At 32.0% G+C, this 19,857-nt stretch carries 14 protein-coding genes; 12 read left to right on the forward strand and 2 right to left on the reverse strand.

Features of this window, described 5'->3' with window-relative positions:
* Window positions 1–9: 9 nt before the first annotated feature.
* Both BUB77_RS04595 and BUB77_RS04600 read right to left on the reverse strand, forming a co-directional pair.
* Window positions 10–465, reverse strand: coding sequence for a hypothetical protein (locus BUB77_RS04595; RefSeq protein ID WP_073273380.1), 456 nt, complete (start codon window positions 463–465; stop codon window positions 10–12).
* A complete protein-coding gene (locus BUB77_RS04600; RefSeq protein WP_073273382.1) occupies window positions 465–1,340 on the reverse strand; it encodes an MBL fold metallo-hydrolase in 876 nt (291 codons plus the stop codon). The genes BUB77_RS04595 and BUB77_RS04600 overlap by 1 nt, the downstream gene beginning before the upstream one ends.
* Window positions 1,341–1,703: 363 nt before the next feature.
* Here BUB77_RS04600 and BUB77_RS04605 point away from each other — a divergent pair, with 363 nt between their 5' ends.
* The 12 genes from BUB77_RS04605 (at window position 1,704) to hsdR (ending at window position 19,847) form a co-directional block, all read left to right on the forward strand.
* Window positions 1,704–3,053, forward strand: a complete 1,350-nt coding sequence (locus BUB77_RS04605) for an AAA family ATPase (RefSeq protein WP_073273384.1) — start codon at window positions 1,704–1,706, stop codon at window positions 3,051–3,053.
* A 159-nt stretch (window positions 3,054–3,212) separates the two neighbouring features.
* Window positions 3,213–3,407: a hypothetical protein gene (locus tag BUB77_RS04610; RefSeq protein ID WP_073273387.1), complete on the forward strand. Its 195-nt coding sequence runs from the start codon at window positions 3,213–3,215 to the stop codon at window positions 3,405–3,407.
* A gap of 53 nt (window positions 3,408–3,460) precedes the next feature.
* Window positions 3,461–4,585 (forward strand): hypothetical protein, encoded by a 1,125-nt coding sequence (locus BUB77_RS04615; RefSeq protein ID WP_073273390.1) that lies wholly within the window; start codon window positions 3,461–3,463, stop codon window positions 4,583–4,585.
* Window positions 4,586–4,826: 241 nt separating this feature from the next.
* Window positions 4,827–5,690, forward strand: a complete 864-nt coding sequence (locus BUB77_RS04620) for a DUF5677 domain-containing protein (protein ID WP_073273392.1) — start codon at window positions 4,827–4,829, stop codon at window positions 5,688–5,690.
* A 19-nt stretch (window positions 5,691–5,709) separates the two neighbouring features.
* Complete coding sequence (locus BUB77_RS04625) at window positions 5,710–6,858, forward strand: DUF3800 domain-containing protein (RefSeq protein WP_073273394.1); 1,149 nt, start codon at window positions 5,710–5,712, stop codon at window positions 6,856–6,858.
* 86 nt (window positions 6,859–6,944) lie between these two features.
* The gene (locus BUB77_RS04630) at window positions 6,945–12,446 is read left to right on the forward strand and encodes a DUF4011 domain-containing protein (RefSeq protein ID WP_073273396.1); all 5,502 of its coding nucleotides are present in this window, start codon (window positions 6,945–6,947) and stop codon (window positions 12,444–12,446) included.
* A 30-nt stretch (window positions 12,447–12,476) separates the two neighbouring features.
* Complete coding sequence (locus BUB77_RS04635; RefSeq protein ID WP_073273398.1) at window positions 12,477–12,683, forward strand: YdbC family protein; 207 nt, start codon at window positions 12,477–12,479, stop codon at window positions 12,681–12,683.
* Complete coding sequence (locus BUB77_RS04640) at window positions 12,680–12,913, forward strand: hypothetical protein (protein ID WP_073273400.1); 234 nt, start codon at window positions 12,680–12,682, stop codon at window positions 12,911–12,913. Before BUB77_RS04635 ends, BUB77_RS04640 begins: the two co-directional genes overlap by 4 nt.
* Window positions 12,914–13,731: 818 nt before the next feature.
* Window positions 13,732–14,730 (forward strand): DUF2971 domain-containing protein, encoded by a 999-nt coding sequence (locus tag BUB77_RS04650; RefSeq protein ID WP_073273404.1) that lies wholly within the window; start codon window positions 13,732–13,734, stop codon window positions 14,728–14,730.
* Window positions 14,731–15,327: 597 nt separating this feature from the next.
* The gene (locus tag BUB77_RS04660) at window positions 15,328–16,320 is read left to right on the forward strand and encodes a restriction endonuclease (protein WP_073273408.1); all 993 of its coding nucleotides are present in this window, start codon (window positions 15,328–15,330) and stop codon (window positions 16,318–16,320) included.
* Window positions 16,321–16,380: 60 nt separating this feature from the next.
* Window positions 16,381–17,148, forward strand: coding sequence for a hypothetical protein (locus tag BUB77_RS04665; protein WP_073273409.1), 768 nt, complete (start codon window positions 16,381–16,383; stop codon window positions 17,146–17,148).
* 305 nt (window positions 17,149–17,453) lie between these two features.
* On the forward strand, window positions 17,454–19,847 hold the full coding sequence (hsdR, locus tag BUB77_RS04670) for an EcoAI/FtnUII family type I restriction enzme subunit R (RefSeq protein ID WP_073273411.1): 2,394 nt from the start codon (window positions 17,454–17,456) through the stop codon (window positions 19,845–19,847).
* Window positions 19,848–19,857 lie beyond the last annotated feature (10 nt).

Raw genomic sequence — 19,857 nt, forward strand, 5'->3', positions numbered from 1 at the left:
AACCTCCTATTAATGAATTTGCAAAAATGATGAATTAAGCCTGCTTATTATATTTGGGTCCTTTTTGGAATTGTAAAAGATGATTTCGGATTCTGTCAAATCAAACTCGAATCCATATTCGGAGCCATTTAATAAATATGCAAGATTATTTACTTTATTTTGATATGGAATGTAGAACCTCCTACCAATAACATTTATTGATGAGAAATCAATCGAGCCATCACAAGTGATGGCAACGATTGTATTTTCATATATATCTGATAAATTTTGGTTGATAAAATTTTTTAGCTTATAGTTATGTCCAAGAATAAAAAAAATATCTAGTTCTTTGACAGGAAATCCTTCTAAACATAAAAATTCTTCATTGTAAGGAATCAGCCTTGTCCATAGATGCATAGAATCAAAAATATATTTTTTTCGCGCAAGCATTTCATGAGACATATGGTAAGGAATTAAATAACGCATTAAATACCCAACGTCCTTCCTGTATGCGTAGAGTGGCTGGAGAAAAATAGACTATTTATAACTATGTTTTCAGAATTTTTGGTGTTAAAAACCCTATGACCGGTGGTATCTAAGTCATCAGAACCGCCATTAGAGCCACCTGTATTATCTGAAACAATATAAACTGTATTAATTTGGCCGCTTTTCTTATCAAATATTGACTCGGCCTGCTTAGGCTTTCCATGATGAGGTAATTGAACAATGTCATAGTTGCAAACCTTATCTTCAATTGCCGGGAATGAGCAGTCGCCACATAATAGGAGGGTATGACTGCTTATTTTTACTGAAACCTGTACACTGGTAGCATTAACCGCGGTTTCTCCATCAACAGTATTTCCTTCGCGGCCATCGAGACGTTTTGCTACGGTGTCAAGCATATATTCTTTGTCAGGACCGACGATTGATATTTCGCTACTTAAGGCATCATCTAATTCATAGATGTCTTCCAGATTACATCCAGATAGGGTTGCAATATTATCATAAGTTTCAAGTATAGCTTTTTTTACTGATTCACGGGTTCTTCTTTTGTCATCGATTCTCTCTAATATGTCATCGACATACTTTAACAATAATACTGTACGTATTGAGTCAATCTTCTCATTTGCGATTAGCATAGGTATACCATCGAAATGGTCGGAATCATTGTGTGAGAGAATGAGTTTAGCCTTTTTGAAACCATTTTTATTCATATATGATATGACTTCTTCTGCATGGCGCTTTGAACCACAATCATAAATGAATAATTCTGTACCTGTGTTGATGAGAATGCAATCTCCGTAATTTGAACTATCGGGATTCTCGTAGTGTTTTGCACTTAGTATGACAATTTCTTTCATTAATTGTCCTCCTGAAATTATTATATCTATGTGAACAATAATAAAAGAAAGCGAATAAACGTTCCGGTTGAAACATAATTCGTCCTGTGGTACACTATATTCAATCAATATTATATGTAATGCACGTTTGGGACCAGTAGTTAGCGCTACTGGTTTCTTTTGATTATTGGATTGTTAGCAGTCTATTGGATAGAGTGCTAAGTTCTGGTAATAGAATAGCATGGTTTATTTATGAAGTCAATATAAAATATGAATAAATGTAATAATTTATTACAGAAAAAATTAAAACATTATTGAAAAATGTTGACTTTTGCGGAAAAACGTGTTATTTTAAGCAAAAATAGATAAGAATGGAAGTATGATATGTTTACATATTTAAAACTAAAGAATTTTAAATCCTTTAAGGATGTGGAAATTAATTTACAATCAAAAAAGAATGAACCAAAATCGCTAGCAATAATTTATGGAGCGAATGGTAGTGGCAAATCTACAGTTGCTAGAGCTTTTTTAACTCTTAAGCGCACAATGGAAACGATGCAAGTACGTGATATGCTAAAAAGTCTATTAGACGATAAGTACTCACCTCCAGAGGACATGCCTTTTAAGCCTGAAATAATGTTGAATTTAATAAAATCTAAGTTGGCTAATAATACAATTGAAAAAGTTATTGATGAAAGTAAAATGATAGATTCTACTGGACCTTTGATTTTAGAATATGGCTTTAGTATAAAAGGTAATACGGGTTCTTACTATATTGAGATGGATAATAGTAATATTATTAGAGAACGATTGGAATATAAATTAAGTAAGAACAGAGGCTGTTATTTTGACATTGAAGAAGATAAAATAGAGATTAATGATAAGATATTTGAATCAAAAGAATTTGTGGATGAAATTAAAAAACAGCTACAGATGTATTGGGGCAAGCATTCATTTTTATCGATTTTACTTTATGAAATGGATGAAAAATCAGCTACATATATTGATTCTAATTTATCTACAAATTTAACTGATGTTATTCTTGAATTTCAAAGCATTAGTTATAGTGTTAAAAAAGCACATGATGATGAAAAGATTTCGATTCATATTGGAGATGATATTTTAGGGAACCTCGAGGGTGGTGTGATAGAAAAGTCGGAAGAAGCAAAATTGAATAGAGTAGAACAGTTGATTAACAATTTTTTTGTAACCTTATTTGACGATGTAAATAAAGCTTATTATAAAAAAAATGAGAATAAGGGAAAGATTAGTTACAGTTTATATTTAAGTAAACAGATTGAAAAGCATAAATATGATATTGATTTTAGATATGAATCTAGCGGCACCCAAGAAATTTTAGACTTATTACCATATTTAATGCTTGCTGTATCTGGTAAATGTGTGGTGATAGATGAGTATGGTAATGGAATACATGACTTATTGGCTACTAAATTGCTTAGAGCTGTTACAAAAGAAATGAGAGGGCAGTTAATAATTACTACTCATAATACATTATTAATGGACCAAGCAGATATCAAACCAGAATCATTATACTTTATCATGAACGACAAGACTTTTAGCAAATCAGTTAAGTGTGTTACTGAAATAGAAGAAAGATTACATCCGAACTATAATTATCGTAATCGTTATTTTAATAATGAGTTATATGCAGATGGATTACCCAAATTTAATGAAGAATTTGACTTTACAGAATTGGCCAAATTGTATACATAGATTGTAATTCATAAAGACTTGAATAGAAATTAGTCAAATTTAATCTAAGTCTTTTTCAATGTTCAATGAATGGAAGATAGCCAGAAGGTTATTAATGAGTTGTTTTTAAATGAAAGAATTGTGAATATTCTTGTCATCTGAAATCAGAATTCCGGCAAAATGGAAATCAGACTTCTGCTTGACGGAAATCAACTTAACTCAACTGCTTTTGTTAGCGAGGTACGTACGAGGATGGCTATTGAAAATGGGATAGACGTTTTGGATTATATGAAGATGCATCCGGAGTATTTTAAGAAAACTGATGGTATAAAAGGAATAAATAGCCAAGATATTTGGGATTTTATTGACAAATAATTGACAAATATTATATGATTTTATAATAAAACAATTTTACAGGAGCGTATACTATGGATAAAAAGTTTGAAAAAGCAGTAACAAGCCTTGTTACAACTATGGCAATATTATTTTCTTTTTTACCTACGACTGTCTTTGCAGGGGACAGCTTTAGTGCAGCAGATACTATAGCATTAAATGTGCCATGTTCGGGGGCACTTGAGACAGATGATGATGTAAATTATTATAAGTTCACCACATCAAACAATGATTCGTTTTATAAAGTTGAACTTAGAAATTCGGAAGTGACAGACGCTATTAATTTGATACTTTACTCTGAAGATGATGCAACAACTGATATTTTTGACTTAAGAGCATCTGTTGCTACTGCCAATTCTGATACAAGAAAATTGGAACCGAATCATACTTATTACATTTCTGTACAAAAAGATTATTTTAAATGCACAGGTAACTATAAATTAAGTGTTACAGAAATTAAAGACGACGTTCCTGATAACTATTCAAACAGTACTTCAATATCGTTAAATAAAAAGAAAGCTTATAATCTGGAAGCGTTAGGAGATTCAGATTGTCTTAAGTTTACTACCACATCAAATGATTCATACTATAAAATCGAACTGGCAAACACGGAGGCTACTGATACAATTGGTGCTACCTTATATTATGAAGATGATGTAACAACTGATGTATTGGATATATCAGCCTACAAAGCGAGTATTGGCTCAAAAACCGTTAAATTAGAACCTAAACATACCTATTATGTTGTGATTCAGGCTCCAATATACGATAGTCCGGTTGGAGGTTACAAATTATGTGTTACTGAAATAAAAGATGATTCATCAGACACCTTTAAGAACTGCACTAAAATTTCATTAAATAAGAAAAGTACTTATAAATTGAATGTAGATGGGGATGTTGATTATTTCAAGTTCAAAGCCTCAAAAAGCGGCACTTATACAATTACTCTTGCAAATAAAAGTGGGAATGACGGTATTAATGCAATAATTTATAGCGAGGCTGATGTTACTCAAAGTATTGGTACGATAACATCGTATAAAGCCGCGAAAAACACGACTCAAATTAAGGTGAAAAAAAATCATACATACTATATTGGTGTTGCAAAAAGCAGCAGCTATTCTTCTGTAACGGGAGAGTATTCATTGACGATAAAGAATTAGTCTCAATATAGTAGATAATGATTACATAGCGATTATTGGCCAAGGCGATGGGGAATCCAATAGCCTTGGTTTTTCTTTTGGATTTTTCGGATGCTAAATAATTTTGTTCTGGTGATTGAATAAATATTTTAAACTAACAAAATAAATTTTTCTAATTTAATGACGATGAAATGTTGAAAATTGGTAGAAGTTGTACTATTCTTAGTTTATTAGGTTTTGTATAGTAGGGGGAGCTGAATAATTGAAGAAAGAAGAACTGGATAATTTAATATTAACTTGCGATAAATTTATTAATAGGTATCTTTTAAGGGGAACGGCATTTGTGGAGTATGTATGTTTTCAATATGGAAAATATAATGCTTTTATTAGCGGAGAACCTGATGCACATTTTATAAGTGATTTTCAATATTTTGTTTTTACCAAAAGCACAAAATCTCTTAAAGCTATACGAATGTTACTGCATCAGGGGTATATGGAAGATGTCATGATTTTGCTTAGGACGATGTTCGAAGGATATTTGGCTAGTAGATATATTGATGAGAATTACGATGCAAAATTATTGAATGATTTTATATTTGTTCCGCAGCTAATAGCTCACAGAAAAGTCATTTATCAGGATGGGGTTGCAATAGATAGAGTAAATAATGAAATCATAGAGTTCATCCAAAGAGACCCATCAAAATTAAAATTAGGAAAGGATAAATCCTATTTTACAGATTTATATGCTTACATGTGCAATTATGCGCATTGTAATTTCTCAATATTAGCCTGTTATATAGATGAACATGGAGCATTCACTTGTTCTAAAGAAACGAATGCTTTATTGGTAAGAGTGCTGGTGTTATTCGTTTATACAAAAATTTTTGAAAATGTAGTTATAGTTGAAGGAGAAGATTTTCTGGATGAAAGAACAGAAAAGGAATGTTATAAACTTGTAAAGGATGCAACATTATTTACATATAAACAACTGGAATATTTCTCGAAATATAACTCAGATGTGAATGAAGAATTAAATAAACACATGAAAAATATGTTTAAGGATATGAAAAATTCTTTAAAGGAAGAAGTAGGGAGTGCTAATAAGGATTTCTTAAAAGAAATGTGATATAAAGGGGAGTGAAAATATGGAATTGATGTACGCATTTACAGATGAATCTGGAAATCATGGATTCAACTTTGAGAGTGAAGGGGTATCTACTTATTTTATTGTAACTGCAATATTGGTAACTGAAAATAATCTAAGCATTGTTGAGAACGAAATTGAGGGTGTTCGTAAAAAGTATTTTCAGACGGGTGAAATGAAATCTTCCTCTGTAGGTAAAAATCATAAAAGAAGAAACGCCGTACTTCGCGAAGTGTTAAACAGCGATTTTAAAGTATTTTCTATTGTTGTTGATAAACAAAAGATTTACGAAGATAGCGGGTTAATGTATAAAGAGTCGTTCTACAAATTTGTAAATAACTTGGTTCATAAGGAGTTGAGGTATGCATTTAAAAAGCTTGTAGTTTGTGCTGATGAAATTGGCGGAAATGAGTACATGAAAGGCTTTTGTAAATATGTAAAGGAAAAGGAGGATATACCGGATTTATTTGGAGAACGAGAATTTTACTTTGAGAACAGCAAAAGCAGTATTCTAATCCAACTAGCTGATTTTATAAGCGGAACTTTAGCTTATGTATATGAACGTGATAAACAGGACGAAGCCCCAGATTATATAAAAATGTTGGATAAGAAAATAATACGGATAGAACAATTTCCTAAAAGCATATCACAGTATGTGGTTGAAAAGGGAGGTATTTCAGATGAATATGACATTGAGATATCAAATATATGTTTGCGCCACATTCAAGGCTTTTTACACAAATATGAGGAAGCTGCAGATGAAGAAAGAATATATCAGGTCATTGTATTAAAATATATGTGTTTTAGATTCTTGAATAATGACACGAGAAAATACATATCTACTAAGGAGCTTATTGGAAATCTTCGATATCGTACCGGTAAAGCAGTATCAATGCAATTTTTTCGAACTAGGATAATAGCGAAACTGCGAGATGAAGGAGTAATTATTGCAAGCTCTCCAAAAGGATACAAAATCCCGTCAAAAGTTGAGGAATTATATGATTTCATAAATCATGGAACAACGATAATTATGCCTATGTTAGCCAGGCTAAAGAAATGCAGGGATAATATTAAGATTGGAACAAACGGAGAATTGGATTTGTTCAATAATTCAGAATATAAAACGCTCAAGGAGTTTTTTGATATTTAGATATAGTAACTGGTGAAGTTGCGTTTAATGGTATAAAATGTAAGAATTAGAGACCAAATAAGTATAAAATTCAATGAGGTGTTAGTATGTCAGCTATAGTCAGTAGAATTGATGATTGGAAAAAAAGTTTATTGGATTTAGGTAAACGAAATAGGCTGTTAAACTATAAAGATACCAAAAGGTCAAATATTAAGATTTCTAGTCCTGAACTAGAAGAACTGTATCAACATCTTGTATTAGATGAAAAGAGCTTATCGTTTCCCTTTTCTTATATTTGGGATGAAGATGGTGAGGAATTAGAAAATGAAAGAATCATACCTGTGGACATTTCAACGAATCGGACAATTAAGGAACAACAAAAAACTCTTAAGAATTTGAGGGACAAGGCCAGAACTGCAGTAGAGGAACAAGGTGTTAATATTCTATATTTGGCTTTTGGGTTTCTTCAATGGACAGAAAGTTTGGATTCTAAGCAAGTTATGACATCTCCAATCATTCTTGTTCCGGTATCCATCTCTCTAGAATCATTGACTTCACCATATGTTTTGAAACTACATGAAGATGAAATAGTCATCAATCCTACTTTAATATATAAAATGGAACATGACTTTGGAATTGACTTTCCGGAATTTGAGCCGAATGAAAATGACATTATAGTGTATTTAAATAAAATTCAGGAAAATGTCAGTTTCCGGGGATGGAAAATATTAACTGAGTGTGGGCTGAGTCTTTTCTCTTTCCTGAAAATGAATATGTATTCAGACTTAGAACTACATAAAGAAAAGATTATTACTCATCCAATTTTAAAGGCGTTAGCTGGAGATAGGAGTAACGTCGAAAATGTTCCAGAAGAATATACAGATTACGACCATGATAATAACGTAAAGCCAATTGATATTTATCAAGTTGTTGATGCTGATTCAAGTCAACAAGATGCCATATTATATTCAAAAAAGGGTATCAGTTTTGTATTGCAGGGGCCACCGGGAACAGGGAAAAGCCAAACTATTACCAATATTATTTCGGAAGCTTTGGCAGACGGTAAGAAGGTTTTATTTGTATCCGAAAAGATGGCTGCTTTGGAAGTTGTACATAAAAGATTAACACAGTCTGGATTAGATGATTTTAGTTTAATGCTTCATAGTCATAAAGTTAATAAAAAGGAAGTATTGTCTGAACTGAATCGAACACTTAATGCAGATAGAATACGTTTACAAGATGATGCCATTTATCAGTTGAATGCATTGGAAAAGCAAAGAGAACGTTTAAATAGTTATGCAAAAGAACTGCATGTAATTTGTCCGCCATTAAATAAATCAATATATGAGATAACTGGAAAGTTGGCTAAATTATCAGATGTACCGTGTGTAATTTTTACTATTGAAAATGTTGATGAATTTTCAGCTGGAAAACTTCAACAGTTTGTATTTTTGCTAACAGAGTATTCTAAAACTGTTGGTAAGATGACAATAGATTATAAAGATAATCCGTGGAGAAGTGTTGCCCTAAGGGCAGTTACTCATATTGAGAGACAAAACATTGAAAAGAATATTCGGGATTTATTGCCCAAAATAAAGATGTTACATAGTACGATGGCAGATACTATTCAAATTATTAATTATGAATCAGAAATAACGATGAATTCTTCCAAAATTTTGATATTGGTACTTAAACATCTTGCACTGTCGCCTAAACTCCCGGTTGAGTGGTTTGTTAATGAGAATATATTAGCATTGAGAAATAAAGCGGAAGAATATCATATTTTGGAAATAGAATATCTTAGTCAAAAGGATTTTATCAAGACAACTTATTACGATAAATTTTTCGATTTAAATGCAGAGCAGACTAAAGATGAAATAGAAAATATATTGGTTAAGATTAATAATGTTATAAACACAGAACATTATTCGAAATCAGAAGAAATCTATAATTCAAGAACAGAATTGGAAAAAGAGCTTAAAATTATTAAATGTCAAATAAATCATGCTGAAGATGATATGAATTATTTGAAAGATATAGGCTTAAATGTTGATGAAAATACAGTTCACACATTGTCAGCAACAGTAGAGATACTGGAAATATTAACAAAAGACATAAAACCAACGGAAGCCTGGTTTGATGGAAAGAACTTTAGCAAAAACATTGAACTGGCAAAGAAGTATAAGAGTACATTAAAGGAAATCGATGAGTTAACATTGTCCCTGTTACATGATTTTGACAAAGAAATCCTTGATATTGATTTTAATAACATCATAAAACGGTATCGAGCTGAGTATGGCTCTTTCTTGAAAATATTCAAGAAAGAATATAGACAGGATAAGAAGACAATACAAGCACTGTACACAATTTCAGGTAAGAAAATTGATGATGCAACTATTTTAGCAGCCCTAAATAAGGTTAAGGACATTGTAGAAAAAAGAATATGGCTTGAGGAAAATCAAAATAGAATATCAGAATTCCTGGGTCAATATTTTCTTGGAAGTGATACAGATTGGGAAGGCGTTTTTTCATCTATTGAAGAATTTCAGAAATTGATTGTAGAATGTCAGAATGATGTATCTGATGTTTTGAAGAATAATATGATACAAGGTTCTATTGACTTGAAGCGATGTAAAGATGCAATTATCCATTTTGAGGGAATAGTTTCTTCTGAATTTTTAAACTATCTAAATAAAATTGTTAAAATTGAAAGCTCTGAAGAAAAGACAGATTTATGCACTATAGCAAGGAGCTCTGAAGAATTATTAAGAGAAATAGAAAAATTCAATATATTAATTTACCAATTATTATCGACAGCAAAAGAGAATATTAGCTTTGTGCGGTTGAGTGAGGGTATCAACGCATTGATGCAGGTTCAGCAATATATTAAGACAATTAATGATATGGACCAGGAACTAAAAAATAAATTCAAACATGAGTATACTGGTATTGATACCGATTGGGAGAGTATTATTAAAAAACTTAATTGGATGATTGAATGTCAGAGATTAAATGAAACTGCCAAATTACCAGAACAATTTATCATAAGAGCTTGTGAGGATACTGTGGTTAAAAATGATTGCAGTAATCGGGCCAAACATTTGGAAGATTTAGCTAAAGAAGCTTCAAAAGAATGGAATTATGTGTGTTTGCTTTTCGATGAGAAAGAGAAGCTTGATTATGTTGACTTGAGTAACCTGATGTGTCGGCTTGAAAAATGTGCAAATAATATGTCCTCTTTAGAAGAATGGATTGATTATTGTGCTATAACAGAAAAGTGTAAAAATCTTGGATTGGGTGGGTTTCTAGAAGAAGTAAGTAATGTTTGTATCGATACGAAAGTAATTGTAGAAATATTCCAGAAGAGATTTTATCGTTCTTGGCTAGATGCGATGATACCAAAGTATCCTTCTATTAATTTATTCAGACGAAGAAGTCAAGAAAGCGTTATTGAAGAATTTAAAAATTTGGATTTACTCCAAATGAGGATTGCACGTATACGTGTTCGTGAAAGGTTGCTAGCTAAGATACCTGATATCAATCGGATGACAGCAGCCTCTGATGAAATAGCAATACTGAGACGAGAATTAAATAAGCAAAGAAGAATTATGCCATTACGTAAATTATTTAGAACAATACCAAATTTATTAATGGCTATCAAACCTTGTCTAATGATGTCTCCATTATCCGTTAGCTTGTTTTTGCAGGCTGACAGTTATGATTTCGATTTGATAGTATTTGATGAAGCTTCCCAGGTGCATACAGAAGATTCGATTGGAGCTATTATGCGAGGCAAACAAATTGTCATAGCTGGCGACTGCAAACAATTACCTCCGACGAGTTTCTTTGCTGCAACGACATCAGATAATGACTTTGATACTGACGATGGCGATGAAAATGAAGAAACAAATGTATTTGAATCAATTCTAGACGAAGCAAGCACTATTTTACCAGAGCGAATATTGAAATGGCATTATAGAAGTCGCCATGAAAGTCTTATTGCTTTTTCAAATGCGAAGATTTATAACCATTGTTTGACCACGTTTCCGTCTACAATAGAAAAAGTTGAGAACAACGGTGTTGAGTATGTATATGTCAAGAATGGAGTTTATGATAGGGGAGGAAAGAAATGCAACCTTGAAGAAGCAAAAGAAGTTTCCAATCTTGTATTTAATCATATTAAAAACTCGCCAAACAGAACACTGGGTGTCATAACGTTTAGCGAGGCTCAACAACATGCAGTCGAGAATGCTATTCAGCAAAAACGCTTACAGCATCCTGAATATGAAGCATTTTTTAATGAAGAAAAAATGGACGGGTTCTTTATTAAAAATCTAGAGAATGTGCAGGGAGATGAACGTGATACCATTATCTTTAGTATTGGTTATGCGAAAGATATAAATGGTGTTATGTATATGAATTTTGGCCCCCTAAGTAGAGACGGAGGTTATCGAAGATTAAATGTTGCAATTACAAGGGCAAAGTATAATGTCAAATTAGTAGGTTCTATATATCCGACCGATATTAGACTAGAAAGCACGAATTCAGAGGGGGTTAAGATGCTTCGCTCCTATATTGAATTTGCGATACAGGGACAAAAAGTTTTAGATACAGAAATATCATCTAATGATGTTGTAAATGTAGATTCGCCTTTTGAAGAAGCAGTTTATGATTTCTTGATTAAAAATAGCTATCAGGTATCGACACAAGTTGGTTGTTCAGGTTATCGTATAGATATGGCTATTAAACATCCAAGCCTAAGTGGTAGATTTGTAATAGGAATTGAGTGTGATGGCGCAACATATCATTCTTCTAGGACAGCCAGAGAACGGGATAGGTTACGGCAAACAATATTAGAGGATATTGGATGGAAAATATATCGTATTTGGTCTACGGATTGGATAAAAGACCCAGTCACTGAGGGGCAGAGACTCTTGGAGGCAGTTGAAGCCGCTATTAACGATTATATTGATGAAAGTATAGAGACTATTCACGACGATAATTCTGATTTTGAAGATACTAATGATAAGGTTCTGGTAGCTGCCATCGAAACGATTCATATCGACGATTCTACAGTATCAGATTATGATTTCTTAAATTATGAAGAAACGAATATTTGGGATGTTGACCGGGATTACAATGATAACCAATACCTTAGAAATGTTATTGAATATGTTGTAAAAAAAGAGTTTCCTATTCATTTCGAATTGCTATGTAAAAGAGTGGCGCCTCTTTTTGGAAATCAAAAGGCTACTGTAAAGGTTAGAAATGGAGTGGATTTCATTATGAGACAATATTGTAATAGTGTACTCAAGAAAGGTGAGTTTTGCTGGCTAAAAGATAATGATGAAGCTAAAGTTAGGATACCAACTGATTTAGTTAGCCGACCGATTCAATATATAGCAGTTGAAGAACTGGCAGAAGCAATGATGAAAGTCATCAGCAATTCGTTTGGAGTTGAGAAGGATGATTTGTTTGTAACAACAGCACGAATATTTGGATTTAACCGTACAGGTGGTAATATTCAAAGTGCTATGAGTGAAACCTATGAGTATCTTGAGAAAAATAATATGATAAGATTACTAGATAACAAGGTTGCTTTAGTCTAAATAAATATTTTCTTGGAAGGAGTGTGCTATATGGCCGATATTAAATATGAAATCATAAAAGAAATCGGAGTATTATCAGAAAACGCAAAGGGCTGGAGAAAAGAATTAAATCTTATTAGCTGGAATGATGCGGCTCCAAAATACGATATTCGTGATTGGGCTCCGGGCCATGAGAAGTTGGGGAAAGGGGTAACATTGACGAAAGAGGAAGTGGAAATGCTGAAGGAAATTTTATGATTATTACGAAAAGTAAGTGCAGACAGTTAGGAGATGCTTTCGAAGTGCCCAAATTAATGGCATTTAGATATAAGTGGTGCGATGCATGGTATACAGAAGGATGGGGGTATGATGCCATGTTTACCACTGGTGAAAAAGGTACATGGATTGATGTACTGATTGACGGAAATTTTGAAAGACTTAATATTACAGATAAAGAAGATGAATTTATCGATGATTTAAGGTTCTGAATAATGTTTCAATGGGATGGAAAACATTATGTGAACCCATATATATTAGATGGATATATGTGGGAACTGGTTATCGTATATGATAGCAAATCTATTAGAGCTAGAGGTAGTAATGGATATCCGCCAAAGTTTGAACTATTTATTTCAATTCTACATGACAAATGGGGATTATCTAAAGCAGAGATTGATTCACAAAAAGGGTTTTAATATCAAAGGAAAGTAAAGATACTGAAGTGAAAGCTTACGATGAATTATTTTGATACGAAAATTTTAGATTTGTTTCATTAAAAGAGTGAAAATTTATGTGTTAATATAAGTTTACCAAATATGAGAAAAATTTAGTAGAGCAAAAAATATATTACTATTATATGATAGAAGCGGTACTCTTAAATGCATATTTCGGTTTAATTGCGTAGTTATTTCGTAGGAACTGTGCGACGTTTCGCTCCAAACTGCGTATGACACTGATGACTGGTGTTTCATGTGTTTACTGTAGGAGCATCTATGCTAGGCTGGCACATAGTGCCGACAGGATTCAAGTCCACATGTCTCATCGTGGGCTGGGAGCGTGTCCCCAAGCCCTGTGTAAGTATGGAATGCGGGTTCACGCAGTCAATACTTTAATCATCGCTGAAGAAGTGGCATGCAGTTTTAAACGAAAAGACATGCAGCTACTAGCGAAAAAAGCACGTAGTTGAGGCGGAATATGCACTTTTAAACATTTAATACAAAAATTAGTACGAGAAACACTAACATCATTTATGAACATATCTTTGTATTAATGACGTAAATTTTAGGATAAAGGAGTGAAAATTAGTTTGAAAAATGCAAATATGAGTGAGATAGGCTATCATTATTGTACAGTAGAATCATTTTATAAAATTATATCAACATCAATTATTAGATTTGGCAATGTGCTTAAAATGAATGATTCAACTGAATTGAGATGGCTTGCTGATGTAATTAATAGCTATGTTGAGGAATATACACATAATTGGGATGATGAAAAAAGAAAAGAAGCAAAAAGATTTTTGAGCGAAAATCTTTTTAATTTTTTAGAAGATTTCTTACTAAATGATTATCAAGGCAATAAAGATAAATACATATGTTGTTTTTCAGAAGAGAATGACCTTCTAAGTCAATGGAGAGGTTATGCTGATGATGGACATGGAGTATGTATTGGATTCGATTTGGAAGCTCTTGTTAATTGCAAACATCATCAGGAATTTGATGAGTGTGTAAATAACATAAAACCCTTGAAATATTTTGCTAAGATTGAGTATGCAACTTCACATTACATAAAGAAAGATGAAGACAATAAAGGTCGAGTGAGATACATAACAAAAAAATTAGAAGATAAGATTGTAAATAAAAATGATAAAGTGATTATTGACGAAATATATAAAACTATTGATAATATTATAGAAAAGAATGATATTAACTTAGCAAAAACATTCATAATGTTTGAATTGATGCATGGGATATTATTTAAAAATAAAGCATTTCAAGAGGAGAAAGAAATAAGATTGATTTGTAATGTAAGTGATAATGCAGATAAAAAACATCAACTTATGGAATCTTTTTCAGAATATCCAAATGAAGTTACGATAAAAGGTCCAATTTTTTATCCTCTTAAAAATGACTTGAAATCATGTTATGAAGTTCGGTTTGCTCCAGTTAAGAAAAAAATAATAAAAGAAATATGGATTGGACCAAAATGTAATATCGACAATAGAGATTTGCGGTTTTTTTTAGAGAACTGTGGTTACGATGATGGAGATATAATAATTGAACATTCCAAGGCATCATATAAGTAATGAGAGTTTTGTAAATTTCTTTAAACTAATTCGGCATAACTTAATTCTGGCATGCAGGTAACTAATTAGTTTTGAGAACTGGCTAGTATTTATTGTGATTGGAGGCTGCCTTAGTCTATTAGCTTATAAATATCTTACCGTAATTTTGCAGCTCATCAATTATCAAATCAACATAAACGGTTTGACCATCTACCATATACACTAGCCACAAATGGTCCCAGAATGGAATTGCTCTATATTTGGAAGGAATGTTTGCTAAGCGGCATTCTCTATCCGGATTATTAATCAGGGCATCAATTGATTCATCGAAGGCATCCAGTAAGAGCTGCTCCGCACCGCAATAGCGGCAAGGCCTTGACAATCTATCCGATAACAAGTGCCCAGTAGTTAAGCAGAAGTAAGTCGGTTTCCATCTACCGGAAGACTGGTTTCCATTTTTCCGGAATTATATGATGGGTTAAATAACGGAACATCAGAAAGAGAAGAAATATTATATATAGCATCAATAGAATTATATTTACATTTTATACCCCAAAAAACCTATAATTGATTTTATTTGGTTGCAACTTGAAAATACAATACAAGGAGTTGATAGTAATGGATTTATTTTTTCATTTTCCACCCGATTTATTTGGATTGTTAGTGGATACAATTCCACGCTTGAATAAATCAAAAAAAGATTTATTACTTTTTTTTGAGAGTACAGGTGTTCCTTCTGTTTATTTGAAAGAATACTATAATTTGCTAAATACTAATAATTCACAATTTAAAAAATTTAATGTTACGCGTGAAGTATTGGAAGTCTTGAACCGAGAGACAGATAAAATGTTAGGTGTTCGCAGAAAATTATTACAACGTGTTATAGAATTTGATTCATTTGAGATGTGTTATGCTAATGATAAGGACCGTGCAAAGGCTAACGTCGCTGATATCCAGAAACTTGTTAAATTAAAAGATACAGTGACAAAGTATGAAAATTACTTATCGAGCGAGAGAAATCAAAAGATTCAAAATAAAAATGAAGAAATAGAAAAAATAAGCAAAAATAAAAATAGATACATAGAGTTGTTAGAACAGTTTGAAGCATTATTTTCAAATAATAATCCACAGGAGCGTGGGAAAAAATTAGAAATAATTCTTAATCAGATATTCAAATATTTTAGGATTGGTATTAAGGAGGATTTTGTAATATATGATGAGGAAACAGGAAAAAATTATGAACAGATTGATGGTGTAATAGAAATCAATCATTATCTTACTTTATTAGAGATGAAATGGGAAAAGAACTCTATTGGTGCAGACAAAATAGGAAGATTTATGTCTAGACTATTAGTGAGAAGAAATGTAGATGGGATTATAATATCTTATTCATCTTATACGGAAACAGCAATAATAACGGCGAAAGAAGCATTGTCAATTTCGGTGATTGCATTAGTCGATTTAAAAGATATTTATGATGTATTAAAACAAGAAAAAGATTTACTTACTTATTTTACATATTTAATCCAAAATGTAAAACTTTATAAAAGTCCTAAACCTGTAATAAATATTGCGGAATTACCAAATATTGATTTTCAATTATATGGATGATGATAAATGTTATATTAAATAGTTATTTTATATAGAAATAAGACGGGAGAGGAGATAATAATGATTGGAGAAATGATTATAGGATATACCTTTGGAAAAGTATCAGATGCTAGTATTGAAGCGTTTACGAAATGGTTTGAGGGAAAAAATGGACAAAGAATGCTTTTGAAGTGCTTTGAGGAATACATAGCAAGGGAAGGAACTGATTGTTGTTATTTGGATAAAAATGAAATTTTAAAAGTGAATAGCAATAAAATACAGCCAAACTATACTTTGACTAAAATAATTAGTAACTTAGAAGACATTTTTGAAAAATGTATAAAAACAGATGATGAAGATTATGCGTTAAGTATTAGAAGAGAAATTTGTACCAATTACTTAAATAAATCAAGAAAAGAATTATTGGAATTATACCATTTAGATGAAAATATACAGATGGTAAATGATGAAATTTTAAAAAGTAGAGAAATAAATAGTAAAGAACATGCCGAGATGTCAAAGAATATTAAAGAAGTCTGCGTGAGTTTAAGAAAAAAGCCGCAACAAATGTTATATTTTATTAGTGAATTAGATAATAGTAGAACGTTTTGCTATATTATATTAGAGGTATCAGAACAAGTGAAAAATCAAATTATGGATGAAATTTATGAGGAAACTGGTATTGGGGAGGAACATGAAAATTATTCAAATCCAGGTGAATTAAATCATATAAGTATTGATTTTTGTGAGCCATTATGCCAATGTGAATTGAAAGAATACTTAGAAGGATTAGATAAAATCTTTTCGAAACATGATATAGGGATTTATAGTATTACATCACATTTTTAATTGTTATCAATATGAGTCTAAAAATATTAATACATGTGAGACGAGTAACACAATCTAATAATTTTGCAGAAATAGTTAATGAGGCTCTTTATAGGTAGGGGCTTAATATTTCGATAAATATTGCTATAGTATTGTTTATTATAATCTAAAATTGTATACTAGAAAAGAACAAGGAAAAATTTTATATATGTGAATTATGACATTAGGTTTGACTTTTATTAGCTACGGGAAATTTAATAATGCTAATCTTTATAAACAAACTGTAAGAACTGGCCAGTAAAGCAATTAGTAAAATGGGGGAAGAAATGAATAAGAAAAGCTTATCTGAACAAGATATCCGAACAAAATATATTACTCCAGCCATTCTTTCTTCAGGATGGGATAGGGATGTGCAGCTTAGAGAAGAAGTCTCATTCACTAAAGGTAAAGTAATAGTTCGCCGGAAAACGGTTAAGCGTGGGGAACAGAAGCGCGCAGATTATATTTTATATTTTAAACCATATATACCTATCGCTATTGTTGAGGCTAAAGATAACAACCATAATATCGGAGATGGAATGGAGCAGGCATTGGAATACGCTGAAATTTTAGATATCCCTTTTGTGTTTACTTCAAACGGTGATGGTTTTATGTTTTATGATAAAACTGCAGTAGATGGTAATATACAAACAGAGATTTCATTAGAAGAATTCCCAACACCAAAAGCATTATGGGATAAATATAAAATATATAAGAATATTACAGGTGAATCTGAAAAAATAGTAGCACAAGACTATTATTATAACCCTATTAATAATAGAACACCGCGTTATTATCAGAGCATTGCTGTTAATAGAACGGTTGAAGCAATAGCCAAAGGTCAAGATAGAATATTGTTGATTATGGCAACGGGGACAGGTAAAACATATACAGCTTTTCAAATAATTTATCGTCTTTGGAAATCAAGAACAAAAAAAAGAATTTTGTTTTTGGCAGATAGGAACATTTTAGTAGATGACCCAATGAAAAAAGATTTTAAGTTCTTCAATTCGGATAGTAACAACCGAAAGATGATAAAGATTAAAAATAAAGAAGTGGACAAGGCTTATGAAATGTATTTTGCAATCTATCAAGGTGTAACTGGTCAGGAAGGATTTGCGGATACATATAGAGAGTTTTCTCCCGATTTCTTTGATTTAATAATTATTGATGAATGTCATAGAGGAAGTGCTAAGGATGACTCTGCGTGGCGAAGAATATTGAAGTATTTTAAAAATGCTACTCAAATTGGAATGACTGCTACTCCAAAAGAAACAAAGGAAACATCAAATATTGAGTATTTTGGTGAACCGATATATACCTATTCGCTAAAACAAGGTATTGAAGATGGCTTCCTTGCACCGTATAAAGTTGTCCGTGTAGGAATTGATAAAGATTTAGAAGGGTATCGTCCTACGAAAGGTAAGCTGGATAAATACGGAAATGAGATTGAGGATAGAGAATACAATATTAAAGATTATGATAAAAATCTGGTGATTGAACAGCGAACAGAATTGGTCGCAAAGAGAGTATCGGATTTTCTAAAAAAGAATAAATCTCGTTTTGCAAAGACTATCTTCTTTTGTGTTGATATTAATCATGCACAGCGTATGACACAAGCTTTACGGAATGAAAATGCAGATTTAGTAAAACAAAATTATAAATATGTTATGCAGATTACTGGTGATAACGATGAAGGTAAAGCTGAACTTGAAAACTTTATGAATCCAAATGAACCATATCCGGTCTTGGTTACAACCAGTAAGCTGTTAACAACAGGGGTTGATGCTGATACTTGTCAGTTTATCATACTTGACAGTAACATTAACAGCATGACGGAGTTTAAACAGATAATAGGACGTGGAACAAGAATAAATGAAGAGCATAATAAGTTATATTTTACAATCATTGATTTCAGAAATGTAACTAAGCTTTTTGCAGATAAAGATTTTGATGGCGAACCGGCAAAAATCAAAGAGACAGATGGCGATATTCCTCCAGAAGAAACAGAAGATAATCCACCTGACGAAGGTGTGGACGACCAAGCAAAAGGGGATAAGGCAGGTCAAGAAGTACCTGCGGACGTTGGATTTTCTTCAAGTGATGAAGATATACCGAAACGAATAAAATATTATGTGAATGATGTCCCTGTTTCGATTATTAACGAAAGAGTACAATATCTAGATGGAAATGGAAAACTCATTACGGAAAGCCTAGTAGATTATACTAAGAAAAATATTCGCAGTGAATATGCATCTCTTGATGAATTTTTACAGAAATGGAATAATGCAGAGAAGAAAACTGCCATTATTGATGAACTGGAGCAAAAAGGTATTTTCTTTGACGAACTTAAAGAAGAAGTATCGAAGGATTTGGACCCATTTGATTTAATATGCCATATTGCTTTTGATATGCCACCTTTAACACGTAAGGAAAGAGCAAATAATGTAAAAAAGCGAGGATATTTCGGTAAATATAATGAAGTTGCAAAGCAGGTTTTAGAAGCTTTGTTGGATAAATATACTAACGAGGGATTGGCAAATTTAGAAAGTATGGAAATACTTAAGGTACCAGATATGGCACGATTTGGTACACCATTAGAAATAATCAAGTGCTTTGGAAATAAGGAAAAATTTATGGAAGCTATAGCAGAATTGGAAAACGAACTGTATGTAGCATAAGGAGATAAGA

Origin of the sequence: Anaerocolumna jejuensis DSM 15929, from assembly GCF_900142215.1 — a bacterium.
Lineage (GTDB): Bacteria > Bacillota > Clostridia > Lachnospirales > Lachnospiraceae > Anaerocolumna > Anaerocolumna jejuensis.